General features: G+C 66.8%; 15 protein-coding genes and 1 pseudogene. 9 read left to right on the top strand and 7 right to left on the bottom strand.

Annotated elements, in window-relative coordinates:
- Positions 1–135: 135 nt before the first annotated feature.
- Together B1H19_RS01325 and B1H19_RS01320 are read right to left on the bottom strand one after the other, a co-directional pair.
- Positions 136–309, bottom strand: coding sequence for a hypothetical protein (locus B1H19_RS01325; RefSeq protein WP_159027922.1), 174 nt, complete (start codon positions 307–309; stop codon positions 136–138).
- 387 nt (positions 310–696) lie between these two features.
- Entirely contained in the window at positions 697–1,767 is a 1,071-nt protein-coding gene (locus B1H19_RS01320) for an FAD-dependent monooxygenase (protein WP_083102436.1), read from the bottom strand.
- Between the two features lie 85 nt (positions 1,768–1,852).
- On the opposite strand from B1H19_RS01320, the gene B1H19_RS01315 reads away from it, so the two are divergent.
- The gene (locus tag B1H19_RS01315; protein ID WP_083109355.1) at positions 1,853–2,344 is read left to right on the top strand and encodes a TetR/AcrR family transcriptional regulator; all 492 of its coding nucleotides are present in this window, start codon (positions 1,853–1,855) and stop codon (positions 2,342–2,344) included.
- Between the two features lie 293 nt (positions 2,345–2,637).
- Here the strand turns inward: B1H19_RS01315 and B1H19_RS01310 are convergent, their stop codons facing one another.
- On the bottom strand, positions 2,638–2,856 hold the full coding sequence (locus B1H19_RS01310; RefSeq protein ID WP_083102435.1) for a DUF397 domain-containing protein: 219 nt from the start codon (positions 2,854–2,856) through the stop codon (positions 2,638–2,640).
- Positions 2,853–3,830 carry a helix-turn-helix domain-containing protein gene (locus B1H19_RS01305; RefSeq protein WP_335755958.1) on the bottom strand — a complete coding sequence of 326 codons (978 nt, stop codon included), beginning with the start codon at positions 3,828–3,830 and terminating at the stop codon, positions 2,853–2,855. Before B1H19_RS01305 ends, B1H19_RS01310 begins: the two co-directional genes overlap by 4 nt.
- Between B1H19_RS01305 and B1H19_RS01300 the strand changes: the two genes are divergently transcribed.
- Genes B1H19_RS01300 through B1H19_RS40955 form a run of 4 tightly spaced genes read left to right on the top strand, consistent with a single transcriptional unit; the run spans position 3,829 to position 4,821 of the window.
- A complete protein-coding gene (locus tag B1H19_RS01300; protein WP_083102433.1) occupies positions 3,829–4,152 on the top strand; it encodes a hypothetical protein in 324 nt (107 codons plus the stop codon). The two genes, B1H19_RS01305 and B1H19_RS01300, sit on opposite strands and share 2 nt — an antisense overlap.
- Positions 4,152–4,349: a hypothetical protein gene (locus tag B1H19_RS01295; RefSeq protein WP_083102432.1), complete on the top strand. Its 198-nt coding sequence runs from the start codon at positions 4,152–4,154 to the stop codon at positions 4,347–4,349. Before B1H19_RS01300 ends, B1H19_RS01295 begins: the two co-directional genes overlap by 1 nt.
- The gene (locus tag B1H19_RS01290) at positions 4,346–4,579 is read left to right on the top strand and encodes a hypothetical protein (RefSeq protein ID WP_083102431.1); all 234 of its coding nucleotides are present in this window, start codon (positions 4,346–4,348) and stop codon (positions 4,577–4,579) included. The genes B1H19_RS01295 and B1H19_RS01290 overlap by 4 nt, the downstream gene beginning before the upstream one ends.
- On the top strand, positions 4,576–4,821 hold the full coding sequence (locus tag B1H19_RS40955; RefSeq protein ID WP_083102430.1) for a DUF7848 domain-containing protein: 246 nt from the start codon (positions 4,576–4,578) through the stop codon (positions 4,819–4,821). Before B1H19_RS01290 ends, B1H19_RS40955 begins: the two co-directional genes overlap by 4 nt.
- Before the next feature lie 129 nt (positions 4,822–4,950).
- Here B1H19_RS40955 and B1H19_RS39485 read toward each other — a convergent pair.
- The 3 genes and pseudogenes from B1H19_RS39485 to B1H19_RS01270 all read right to left on the bottom strand — a co-directional run.
- Positions 4,951–5,121: pseudogene (locus tag B1H19_RS39485) on the bottom strand (ASCH domain-containing protein); the annotation flags it as partial.
- 322 nt (positions 5,122–5,443) lie between these two features.
- Positions 5,444–6,304 (bottom strand): haloalkane dehalogenase, encoded by an 861-nt coding sequence (locus tag B1H19_RS01275; RefSeq protein WP_083102429.1) that lies wholly within the window; start codon positions 6,302–6,304, stop codon positions 5,444–5,446.
- A 98-nt stretch (positions 6,305–6,402) separates the two neighbouring features.
- Positions 6,403–6,600: a hypothetical protein gene (locus B1H19_RS01270; protein ID WP_083102428.1), complete on the bottom strand. Its 198-nt coding sequence runs from the start codon at positions 6,598–6,600 to the stop codon at positions 6,403–6,405.
- A gap of 527 nt (positions 6,601–7,127) precedes the next feature.
- Here B1H19_RS01270 and B1H19_RS01265 point away from each other — a divergent pair.
- The 4 genes from B1H19_RS01265 (at position 7,128) to B1H19_RS01250 (ending at position 12,424) form a co-directional block, all read left to right on the top strand.
- Positions 7,128–8,189 carry a serine hydrolase domain-containing protein gene (locus B1H19_RS01265; protein WP_237289742.1) on the top strand — a complete coding sequence of 354 codons (1,062 nt, stop codon included), beginning with the start codon at positions 7,128–7,130 and terminating at the stop codon, positions 8,187–8,189.
- A 4-nt stretch (positions 8,190–8,193) separates the two neighbouring features.
- Positions 8,194–8,982 (top strand): MerR family transcriptional regulator, encoded by a 789-nt coding sequence (locus B1H19_RS01260; RefSeq protein WP_083102427.1) that lies wholly within the window; start codon positions 8,194–8,196, stop codon positions 8,980–8,982.
- 147 nt (positions 8,983–9,129) lie between these two features.
- Positions 9,130–9,630 carry a GNAT family N-acetyltransferase gene (locus tag B1H19_RS01255; protein WP_083102426.1) on the top strand — a complete coding sequence of 167 codons (501 nt, stop codon included), beginning with the start codon at positions 9,130–9,132 and terminating at the stop codon, positions 9,628–9,630.
- A 535-nt stretch (positions 9,631–10,165) separates the two neighbouring features.
- Positions 10,166–12,424: an MMPL family transporter gene (locus tag B1H19_RS01250; RefSeq protein WP_083102425.1), complete on the top strand. Its 2,259-nt coding sequence runs from the start codon at positions 10,166–10,168 to the stop codon at positions 12,422–12,424.
- Positions 12,425–12,678: the final 254 nt, after the last annotated feature.

Below are 12,678 nucleotides of genomic sequence, written 5' to 3'. Positions count from 1 at the left end.
CCGCACGGCAACGAGTCGGCCCCGAAACGAGCCGACCCTCGATTGACCTGCGCGTCCGCGAGCGGCAGCAACGCCCGTACGACACTGCCGAAATGGCTGGGGGCCCGCCCGTTCGCCATGCGTCGCCCTCGGGATTCAGGCCTTGTGCGTGCATGTCCGCCCCTCCTTGTGGCCGGGCAGCAGCTGCAGCAGGCCGTCGCAGAGTCCGAAGAATCCCTCAATCGGGCCTTTGTCCCGGCCCGTTCGCAGGCGGGCCTGCTGAATGGAGATGTCCCTGAGCTGGCAGACGCTGGTGATGTGCTCGGACACTAGACCGTTGATCTTGGTGCGTTTGATCAGCGTTCCCCCGGTGGTGGCCAATCGGCCTGGCGGCGATTGGCCACCACCGGAACGTCCGCCACGGCGCCACCGTACGAAACCCGTCGGTATGCAGCTGCGGCGACCAGCGCTTCTCTTCGATCAGGCCGTCCTGCTGGCGCAGGCTTACCGACACTTCCCCGATCACCTGGCGCATGACCGCCCCGCCATCGCGTACAGGTCATGGCGCTCGTGCTCTCCCAGTTCTTACTCACTAATCTGACTAACCCGTCCAGGGCTTCGGTCTATCCCTCCGACCCGCCGGACAGTCCCTAGGAGGCCGTGGTGGCAGCCCGCTTGAGGATGGGCCGGAAGACCCGCCTTTCACTGCACCCCTCCTTACCCCTCGGTCGTGCGGCCGCCGAACATGGCGACGGCTTCGCGGCCCTTGATCTGGTTCTCGGTGACGTAGGGGCGCAATTCGGCCTCGTAGGCGGCGAACGCGGCGCGGTGGTCGCCGTCGGCTGCGGACAGGTGCCGGGCCAGGGAGCGGGCGCCGAGCAGAGCCTGGGAGGTGCCCATGCCCGCGGTCGGGGCGGCGCAATATCCCGCGTCGCCGAGCAGCGCGATGCGGCCCTTCGACCAGCTGTCGAGCTGGACCTGGCAGGTGGAGGCGAAGTAGAAGTCCTCGGCCTCAGTCATGGCCGCAAGCAGCCGGGGGGCCTGCCAGCCGCGGTCGGTGAAGGCGGCGCGCACCGCGTCTTGCTGCGCGTCGCGGCCGCATCGGTCCAGCGCGGGCGAGTCGGTGGCGAAGGAGAGGCTGACGGTGAGCCGGCGCGGGTCGCCGGCGCTGAACAGGTAGATGGCTGCATTTCCGGCGAATTGCAGCATGCCCTGGTGGTCCAGGCCGAGGTAGTTGTCGGTGGTGAACCCGGCGCCGGACAGGCCCAAGTGGTGCAGTGCCTGCTCGTGCGGGCCGAAGGCCAGCCCCCGCACGCGTGAGTAGATCCCGTCGGCACCGAAGACCAGATCGAACTCGCGGGTGGCGCCGCGCTCGAACTCGACGGTGACGCCTTCTTCGTGCTCGGTCAGCGTCGCGATCGAGTCGTCGAAGAGGTACTCGATGTCGTCGGCGGTGATGCGGTGCAGGATCCGGGTCAGGTCGCTCTTGGGAACCTCCAACTCGCCGGCGAATGCCTCGGCGGGCAGCTGCCCGGTCTCGGCACCGGTCTCGTCGATCAGGGTGGTGCCGCGCATCTTGGTGTCGTGCTCGCGCACTTCGGCGAGGACGCCGAGTTCATCCAGCACCTCGAAGGCGGCGCCGCGGAAGTCGACGGCGTAGCCGCCGCCGCGCACGGCGGGGGCGCGCTCGACGACGGTGACCTGGTAGCCGCCGCGGTGCAGCAGGTGGGCCAGGGCGGGTCCGGCGACGCTCGCACCCGAGATCAGAACCTTGGAGTTGGTGGTCATGGCAAGGACCCTAGAGCCGCCTTGACCAAATGGTCAATCCATTTGGATGAACCATATGGTCAACTCTCTTGCTATGCTCTCCGGCATGGGAAACCGCGAGGATCTGTTGGCGGGCGCCAAGAAGTGCCTGATCGAACGGGGCTGGGGCCGCACCACGGTGCGAGACATCGCCGCTGCCGCAGGAGTTAGCCACGCCGCCATCGGCTACCACTTCGGCTCCCGGGACGCCCTGCTCACGCAGGCCCTGGTGGAGGCGGTGGACGAGATGGGTGAGACACTCGCCGGCCAATCCCCCGGAGACCGGCCGGAGGACCGCTGGGAGGCGCTGATCGACAGCTTCACCACGCACCGCGCGCTGTGGGTGGCCCAATTGGAGGCCGCCGTGCAGGCGCAGCACTCGCCCGAGGTACGCGAGCGCCTGGCGGACGGCCAGCGCCAGGGCCGCGAGGGCCTCGGCGGCTCGGTGCCGCTCGCGCTGCTGTCCGGTCTGATGCTGCAGTGGCTGGTGGATCCGGAGCATGCACCGTCCGCTGCCGACGTAGTCGCCGAACTTCGTTCCCTGGCCAAGGGATTGTGAACGTCGCAGCACTCCGGTCGCCGCGATCCGCGAGACCTCTACCCGCGCGAGAAAGAAGCCCTCGGCGTCTTCGGCCTCCATCTCGCGCTTGCCCGGGCCGGCGACTGAGCCGGGCCGTCCCCCTCCTCGAGGGGGAGCAGAGAGAACTAGATTCTTGTCCAATGGTTGAAGTTTTCAATCAATCCGGCGTTCCCGGGCATGTGAACGGCCACCCTCTGTGATGGTGTCGGGGGGTGGCCGTTTGGGCTTGAGGGTCAGGCTGTGAGGTTAACTCCGGTGAACTTAGGGGGAGTTCAGGTGGAGAATTCCCCACGCTTAACGGCGGATACGAATGAGGACCATTCGCTCACCGAGAAAATCAATACTGAACTTTGTGGGTGCTTACTGTCCCGGACCGGAACGGTCCCAGAATGGACAAAGGTCTTTGAGTATTCGACACACTGTCCCCCATTCCCGCCGCTGTAGCTACTCTTTACCCAGTCCGCTTGATTGAGGTCCGGCTTGTTGCTCATGTGTCGTATTCCTCCATTACCTTCCGAGTGAAGGACAGTGAATCATCCGGTGAAAGTGATGTGGCACGCAGCAAATCAAACGTAGCTTCAGCGTCACTTACGGCTGCTTCCGAGTCGGCGACATGTCCACGGTACGGCGTTTCCGAGTAGAGTCTCATGGACTTATCTCTATGCCGCAGCAGCGTAAAGGGAAGATGAGATGGGGGCGCACCAGCGTTAAAAGTCAGAACCTGTATGGTGACCTGCGGGGATTCGGCGAAGCGCAGGATTCGCTCAAGCTGAGCATGCATCACTTTCTTGCTGCCGACGAGTGTTCGCAGACACGCCTCGTGAAGAACCACCCACAAGATAGGGGGGTTCTTCCTCTCCATTACTCGTCGCCTTCCGATCCGGGAATCAACCTTCGCCTCAATCTCTGCGGGTTCTTCCCTCGGATGGGCTGCACGGATCACGGCTCTGGCGTAATCACTGGTCTGCAAAATCCCCATGAATAGCGTGGACGAGTAATCCAGGATGGCCGTAGCCTCACGCTCAAGGTTCAAGTAGGGCTCAAACCACTCGGGAGCGTTACCCTCCGCGTTTGGGTGCAGTCGTTCGAATAATCCGTTAGTTCCGAAGACGTGATCGCAACCACGTGCGAACTTCGGGCTTGGCATCACCTTCCCGGATTCCACTTTGCTTACGTAGGCGACTGAGTACCCAGTCCCCGACGCTAGACGCCCTTGGGTGATCTTGCGGCCCTTGCGTACCTGCCTCACCTCGTAGCCGAAGCGTTGAAGCGGATTCAAATCGTCACGCAAACTCCCCAAACCCATGCCCCCCGACCTCCCTTGATGGTGGCCTACCACGCCGGACGACTCCACCTCAGTTTTTGAAAAGGAGCCTTTCAATATTAACTCTACCCATGCTTCGGTGAGTTGATGGGCCAACAGGACAAGCAAGACCCCCGCGACGCGGCGAACGTCCGGGGGCATGGCCACCAACCGCATGGAGGTTGACAGCGTGCTCCACACTATCCGAACGATCTTCGAATCGCTGCTGCGGCTGTTACTGCCCGCACAGGGGCGCCATAGGTCGGCCGGCTCAGCGCCCGCCGTGCGGTGCCAGGCCGCTCCGACGCTAGCGCCTCCCCGGCAGCAGGGGCTGTTCCGGGGCGAAAACGTGGCCCTGCTCTGCCCCGACGTGAAGCGCCAGGAACGGCGATTGCATCGCGGACGGCGGCGGGCGTTGTGGCTCGCGTCGCACGGGATCGACGCCGGGCCGCGTCGGATTCACGGGATGGAGGTGGCGAGCTGATGCCCCGCAACTGCCGCCCTGTTCACCTGCCGGACCCGGTTCCGGTGCCCGAGCCCACGCCTGTTGATGGGTGCGACGTGTGCGCCGCCCTGGCCAGGCAGCGGGCCGCGGCGCACGCCAAGGGAGACAAGGCGAAGGTCATCGACTGCAACATCGAGATGCGCCGCCACCCCCACGCGATGCGGGAGGTCTCATGACGTCGCGGCTGCGCGATGGGGTGGTGGAGATGTGGGACCGGCACGTCAGGTATCGGGAGCTGTACCGGCAGCTGGATCAGGTGCGTGCGGGACTCAAGGCTCGTATGGCGTGGCTGGATGACCTGACGGAAGAGGAAGCTGCGGAGATGCTGCGTGGTCTCTCCGAGTGCATGGACGCCATAGAGACGGCGAGCAGCGATGCTCCTGAGCGTCCTGGGGGTGCACGGTGAGGGCCCATTACCGGTTCGCTGAGTGGACGCTGACGGCGGGTGCGGACTGTTCAGTGCGGTACGTCGGTACGTGCCTGGACTGCGGGGAGTTCTGCGTCGATACCGCCTCGGCCGATGCAGCCCAGGGGTGGTGCCTGAGGCACGCGGGACTCACCGGGGACAAGCGCTTTGAGATGCGGGCCTTCCAGTACTTCTCTGCCGACATGACCGATCCGCTGGCAAACGCCTCGCCGCCGACGTAGACCCGGGCGGGCCGGCCCACCTGGGGTGGCGCCAACATAGTGGAGCGCACATCGCCTTCGGCCTCGAAGCGGCCGGAGGCGGTTGTGTCTTGTGTGCTGACTCACGATCTGGGGCGCAATAGTGTTTGATCAGCATGAGCCTTGCAGGCGGGCGGCAACGTGGAAGCGTTCCAGGACCACTGGGGTGGCGTCGTGCACGGTGAAACGGGGGTCTCCCAGGGTGCGTCGCATCTCTTCGCTGTGCCGGAACTCCTTGTGGTCTGCCCTCCACCCTTCCACGGTGGTGCAGCCCTCGCCCTCTCAGCCCCTCGTGCAGGTGACGGTAGATGGTCGGTGCGAGATGCCCGTTGTCCCGGGCGAGTTGAGCCAGCCGGGTACTGTCGACCAACCAGCGCAGCATGAGCACGACCTGCTTGAATTCGCCCAGCGTGTGCGGGTTCCCTCGCGAGTCCCGAGTCACCCGGGCCTCTAGTTCTACGGAACGTGATCTTCGCAGGCCCGTTCCTACCAGGGGCTCACACGCATCTGACTCTGGATCGCCTCTTCGCCGCTCCATAGGCAGTCACACACCGCAACCGTCACGTTGCACAGGAGGCCTCAATGTGGCGTTCGTCGATCTTCCTCACGGGAACCGCTTCGCGATCGCCGCTGCGATCGCGTCCGGTGCGTGTTCCTGGATGAAGTGCCGCGCGTGCGGCAGTTCGACGACGTCGAGATCGGTGAAGGCGGCACGCATGCGCGGGATGCAGGGGTTCGGACGGAACACCATGTCCCGCATTCCCCACACCAACAGGGTCGGCTTGTCGCCGAGCAGGACGGGCACGTCTTGGGCGAGTCGATCCAGCAGCGGGCGTGCGGCGCGAATTTCCTTGGGCATCATGGCGAGTCCGCGCCGGGCTTCCGCGGTGGGCTGCACCGCGCGGTAGTGGTCGGCCTCGGTCGCGGTGAGCTTGCGCCCGAGTTCCGCGAGCAGGACGCGCTCAACGAGGAAGTTGCGTGCGAGGATCCGCCGCTGCATCGGACGGCTGCTCATGATCACGCTGAAAGCCCGGTTCGCCATCGCTTCGATCGGCCAGAACACGGTGTTGCCCAGCACGATCCCCCTCACCCGGTCCGCGCGCGTGGTGACCGCGCCCAGCCCGATGGGTCCGCCCCAATCCTGTCCCATCAGGACGAAGCCGTCGAGCTGTAGGTGATCGATCAGCTCGCCGAGGACCGCGGTGTGCTCGGTGACGGTGTAGCCGAAACCCGCAGGGCGTTCGGACAAGCCGAACCCCAGGTAGTCGATGGCGATACACCGGTAGCGGTCGCGCAGGTCCTTCACGATATGGCGGTAGAGGAAACTCCACGCCGGAGAGCCATGACAGAACAGGATCGTGGGTCCGGTCCCCTCGTCGATGTAGTGAACCCGGCCGACGGACGAGTCGAACCAGCGCGACTCGAAGGGGTACAGACTCCCGTCGGGAACGAAGTCGATCAGCATGGGGCCCTCCCTCCGAGAGACTAGCTCTGGTGCACCGATCTCATGAATTCATGGGCGGGTCGGTGCTGGTGACAGAGTGTGAGATTGGTCGACGATGCTCACCACGCACCACCCCGCTTCAACGGCGCGGCGCCGGCGAACCGGATGCGCCGACGACGCCCGCCACGGGAGTCGGGAGCGACCACGTCGACGCGCCGGTACCCCGAGAGCCGCAACACGCCAGCCGACCGCTGCGGCCCCTCCCACCAGTAGTGCAGGCGCCCCTCGTCACCCGTCGTGACCTCATGCGGATTCATCAGCGCCTCCTCGCCGAGGACGGCACCTTGCCGCCTCAATGAAGAGAGGGGAGGCGGATCCGACCCAATGTGACACGGGAACCCGTCTTTTCTTCTTCTCTTCGGCGAGGCGGTCTCGACACCTCACCGTCAGGCGGGCCAGCTGCCCCAAGGGGAGTGGCAGTTGAGGAACCGGCGAGCGGTCCGGCGCCCGCAAGGCCGGCGCGAGTTGACCTTGACCTTGGGGCAGGGCTCACACTCCTCGTATGGCCGCCTCGAAGAGGCCGGAAGCCGCCCGGGGCCGCCGTTGCGCTTTCGAGCTGCGCCACACATTTACTGTCGCGAAATGAGGAATGACCATGGGTGAGTCCCTCCACACCGTCAACAACAGGGTCCGGATGCCGCTGGTCTTCCGGCGAGTGGGGGTCGCAGCGATGGCCGTCACACTGCTGGCCGGGGTGACCGCATGCGGGGTGGCCTCCGCGCACCCCGGTGCGGCCGCGCCGAAGGCCGCTGCCCGGCAGGACCGCCCGGAACTGCAAAAGGCCATGCAGGACATCGTCGATTCCGGTTTCGCCGGCGTGCAGCTTCGCGTGCACGATCAGCGGGGCGAGTGGGTCGGCAGCGCCGGGGTGCGCAAGCTGGGCGAGGCCGCGAAGCCGCCGACGAACGGGCACTTCTGGATAGGCAGCACCACCAAGACCTTCACCGCGACCCTGGTGTTGCAACTGGTGGCCGAGGGCAAGATCGGGCTGGACGCCCCGGTGGCCCACTACCTGCCCAAACTCGGCCTGGACCGTCGGATCACCGTGCGGATGCTGCTCCAGCACACCAGCGGGTTGTTCAACTACGCAGGCGGCGAACGCTACAACGACGGGACCTACGTGCCGGGAATCCCCGCCGCGGGCAAGGAGTGGGTGGACAACCGGTTCCACACCTACCGGCCGGAGGAGCTCGTGCGGTTCGCCTTGTCCAAGCGGCCGCCGTTCGCGCCGGGGACGGACCAGCGTTACTCCAACACCAACTACACGCTGGCCCTGCTGCTGATCGAGAAGGTCACCGGCCGCTCGTACGCCCAGGAAATGCAGCAGCGGATCCTGCGCCCGCTCAAGCTGAAGGAAACCATCGTGCCGGGCGCCGGGACGCAGCTCCCTGAGCCGCACGCCCACGGCTACTACCGCTACCAGGACGCCCACCAGTGGAAGGTGGTCGACGTCACCCGCCAGAACCTCTCCCTCCTGGCCGGCGCCGGTGACATGATTTCGACCACCCAGGATCTCCACACGTTCATCTCCGCACTGCTGGGCGGCAAGCTCCTGCCGGCCAAGCTGCTGACCGAGATGCGCACGCCACATGGGAAGCTCGGCTACGGCTTCGGCCTGTGGGTGCAGGACGCGGGCCCGAACTGCGGCACCATCGTCCACCACAACGGCGGCGCCCCGGGGGGCTATGGGGCGCTGATGATCAGCACGCCCGACGGCAGTAAGACCCTGACCGCCTCGATAACCTCCGGAGACGCCGCAATCGACACGGCCAAGGAGTTCGGGAAGGCGACGCAGAGGCTCATCAAGGAAGTGTTCTGCAGCACGCACGCCCACGGAGTTCACTGACGACATGACAGACGGCATCACCATCGGCCAAGCTGCGACATTCGCCGGCGTCACGGTGAAGACCATCCGGCACTATCACCAGCACGGCCTGATCGACGAACCACGCCGCGACAGGTCCGGCTACCGACGCTACGGATCGGCCGACCTGCTACGGCTGGTCCAAGTCCGGACGCTGGCCGGCGCAGGCGTACCGCTGGCCGAGATCGCGGCCATACTGGACGCCGATCCGGAACGGTTCGCCGCCGCGCTCATCGACGTCGAACAGCAACTCACCAGCCGGATCGACGAACTGATCGCACGGCGCGACATGTTGCACCGGCTCACGGGTGGCGACCGGGCCCTGCTACCCGACCGCGCCTGCGCGCTCCTGGACCAGATGCCCGGCCTCGGATACACCGCGGACGACGTGACCACGGTCCGAGAGGCCCTGGTGCTGGTCAGGGCCCTGGTACCAGAAGGCTTCGACAACTATCTCGCCCAGATCGAGCGCGGCCTCGACGATCCCCGGTACGTCTCCCTGATCCAGCGCTGCTGGCGGGCCGGCGATTGGGAACCCGACGACCCCCGGATCGACGAACTCGCCGCGGCCCTGGCCGACCACTTCCTTACCGATCCCTCGCTGCTGCCCGTCCTGGCCGGACTTCAGGACCGCGACGACGGCGCGATCCGGTACGAACTGCTCACCCACCACGGAGATGACCAGAAGCCGGCCTGGGCCCGACTGGCCGTGTTGATCGAGGCGCATCTTCGCTCGGCCGGCATCGACATCGCGTACCAGACTCCAACCGACTGAACCCTGCCGCCGCACCCGGCTCGTCTTCACATCCGGCCAGGAGGCAGCCAGAGTGGCGGGGGTCAGAAACACGCACTCACCCAGCCGACTTCACGACCCCGCCCCACCCGGTCCTTCAGTAACCCCTTGGCTCCGAGAAGGAATGACATGCCCGAGCTGCGCCAGGCCCGCGTCTCCGACCACAGCGCGATCGTCGCCTGTGTGCAGCAGTGGTGGGGGGACTCGCGCACCCCCCAGCAGGCGCGCGAGCTTTCGCTGCTCCTCCCCAAGCTGTTCTTGCAGTTCTTCTCCAGCACGAGTCTGGTGCTGGAGGACGAAGCCGGCGTCAGGGCGTTCCTCGTCGGTTTTCATGCCGCTGACAACGACAAAGAGGCGTACATCCACTTCGTGGGAGTGGACCCGGATCTTCGTGGGCAGGGGGCAGCCCGCCGCCTGTACACGACCTTCTTCCAACGTGCCGCCGAGGCAGGCCGCACAGAACTGCGTGCGATCACCTCGCCAGGAAACACCGGATCCATCGCCTTTCACCGCGCTATGGGGTTCACGATCGAACGCGGAGACCGAGTGGTCGATGGTCTGCCCCTACACACCGACTACGACGGCCCTGGTCAGGACCGGGTGTGCTTCTACAGGAAGCTCGCTCGCTGACCGCTGACCGCTGACCCGTAATCACCACCTCGCCGAACGAGACAGCGCTCAGTTCACGGTCTTGCCGCCAGGCCGACCTCCACCTGCGCAGCCCCAGCCCCTGACAGCCCCACCCGGCGCTGTCAGGGGCTGATCGTTTTCTGTCGGCGGGCCGGCCGCCCTCCGTCAGCGGCTCCCGGCGGTGTCATGGCCATCGAGGACGGCACGGGCGTCCGGTGGGTAGGGCGATGGCGCCACGGTGTCATGTGGCGTCATATTGGCTCGCAATGGCGCCATGTATGTGCCATGATGGTGAGGCGCGAACGCCGCAGCATCAACGCGGCCTTCGTCAAAAGGACTTGAGCACCGACCTGCGGACTTGCGTCCATAAAGCCCCAGGTCCTGCATCGCTGATCCAGCACCAGTCGTGCGTCAGGCAAGAGCCAGTCATGCGCCATCATGGCGCCATGCCGTGCTGCCCAGGCGCCCGAAGCGCCGACCCGCCTCGACCCGACCGGCTACACACCGACCGAACCAACCCAACGGGAGCCCCACCGTGGCTACGTTCCTTTCCAGACTCGGCCGCCTCGCCTTCCGCAGGCGGGGGGTGACGCTGCTGCTCTGGCTGCTGATATTCGGTGGCATGGGCTTCGCCGCCTCCTCCGCTCCGCCACCGCCGGCCGATACGTTCTCGATGCCGGGCACCGAGTCGCAGAAGGCCTTCGACCTGCTGGCGAAGAAGTTCCCGGACGCACGTGCCGAGGGCGCCGGCGCCCGTGTCGTCATCCGGGCGCCCGAGGGCCGGAAGATCACCGATTCCGGGGAGCGGGCCGAAGTGCGCCGGCTTGTCGCCGAGTTGGGCACCTCGTCCCCGCAGGTGGTGGGCGCCGCCGACCCGTACAAGACCCCCGCGGTCAGCATCAGCAAGGACCGTACGACCGCCTTCACGGTGGTGACGTACAAGGTCTCCGCGCTGAAGGTCAGCGACAAGGCGCACGACGCGCTGGACGGAGCCCTCAAGAAGGCCCGCAAAGCGGGCCTGACCGTCGAGGCCGGCGGTGACGCCGTGAAGGTCGACCAGACGATGGGCGGCACCGGCGAGAAGATCGGCATCCTGGTCTCCGCGATCGTCCTCGTCCTGACCTTCGGCTCGATGATCGCGGCCGGAATGCCGCTGATCACCGCGCTGATCGGAGTCGGCATCGGCATCTGCGGCATCACCGCGCTCGGCTCCACCCTCGGCCTGTCCGCCACCACCTCGACGCTCGCGATGATGATCGGCCTCGCGGTCGGCATCGACTACGCGCTGTTCATCGTGTCCCGGTTCCGTGCTGAGCGGATCGAGGGGCGCAGCCCCGAAGAGGCCGCGGGCCGAGCCGTCGGCACCGCGGGTTCGGCGGTCGTCTTCGCGGGGCTGACGGTCATCGTGGCCCTCGCCGGACTGGCGGTCGTCAACGTCCCGATGCTCACCAAGATGGGCCTGGCCGCGGCCGGCACCGTCGCGGTCGCCGTGCTCGTCGCGATCAGCCTGGTCCCCGCCCTGCTAGGCCTCGCTCCGGTCAAGGTGATGGCCCGAAAGGGCCGCCTGCGGTACGCCGTCAAGCCGCTGTCGGAGCGCCGGCAGCGCAAGGCCGCCAAGCACTCCGCCATCCCAACCAGGAGCGGCAGGCCCAACCTCGGTGCCCGCTGGGCGAGTTACGTCCTGCGCCACCCCGTGGCCGTTCTGCTCGTCGGCGTGGTCGGCCTCGGCACCGTCGCCGTACCGGCCGCGAGCCTGGAGCTCGGGCTGCCCGGCGAGGGTTCGATGTCCACGAAGACCACTCAGCGCAAGGCGTACGACATGCTCTCGGAGTCCTTCGGCCCCGGGTTCAACGGACCGCTGATGGTCACCGTGCAGGCGAACGGCGCCAAGGCCGCCGGCGACAAGGTCGGCGAGGCCCTCCGCACGACCGACGGCGTGGCCTCGGTCTCCCCGGCCGCCGCCAACAAGGCGGACGACACCGCGATCCTCACCGTCCTCCCCAAGACCGGCCCCACCGAGCACAAGACCGAGGAGCTGGTCCACGAACTGCGGGCCACCGCACATGACTTGGAGCAGCGCACCGCATCCCAGATCCTCGTGACCGGCCAGACGGCCATGTTCATCGACTTCTCGGGGACCCTCGACGACGCACTCCTGCCCTACCTCGGCCTGGTCGTCGGCCTCGCCTTCCTGCTCCTGATGGTGGTCTTCCGCTCCCTCCTGGTCCCGCTCAAGGCGGCCCTCGGCTTCCTGCTCTCGGTGACCGCCGCCCTCGGCGCCGTCGTGGCCATCTTCCAGTGGGGCTGGCTCGCCGACGTCCTCGGAATCGAGCAGACCGGCCCGATCATGAGCACGATGCCGATCTTCATGATCGGCGTGGTCTTCGGCCTCGCCATGGACTACGAGGTCTTCCTGGTCAGCCGGATGCGCGAGTCCTACGCCCACGGGGCACGCCCCGCCGAGGCGGTCGTCGACGGCTTCCGGCACGGCGGCCGGGTCGTCGCCGCGGCCGCGGTCATCATGACCAGCGTCTTCTCCGGTTTCATCATGGAGGACAACGACTTCATCAAGATGATCGGCTTCGCCCTCGCGATCGCCGTCCTTTTCGACGCCTTCATCGTCCGTATGGCCCTGGTGCCCGCGCTCTTCGCCCTGCTCGGCAGGTCCGCCTGGTGGCTGCCGAACTGGCTGGACCGGCTCCTTCCCCGGGTGGACGTCGAGGGCGAGAACCTCGACCGGCACGCCGCCGCCCCCGCGCCGCACGCACCGCGGGAACGCGCCCTCGTCGGTTGACGCTCACCGAACCACATGGCGCCACGATGGCACCCCCGTTACCGGCCCACACCGGTTCGGGGGTGCTTGCACGTGACCAACTCCCGCAGGTCGACAGGGCGGCCTTTCGCCCCGACGCCCAACCGGTCGAGCGGATCGCCGCGTTCGCTCTGCTGGTCTTCCCGACCTTCGGTCACAGGGCCCCTGGTGCTCGCGTGGCGTAGCAAACCGAGCTACCGAGGGCCCCTGTGCCTTCATGCGCCGACGCTGTCGCG

The organism is Streptomyces gilvosporeus, assembly GCF_002082195.1.
Taxonomy (GTDB): Bacteria; Actinomycetota; Actinomycetes; order Streptomycetales; family Streptomycetaceae; genus Streptomyces; species Streptomyces gilvosporeus.
The sequence above is the reverse complement of the archived record's forward strand: the minus strand, read 5'-3'. Positions and strand labels throughout refer to the sequence as shown.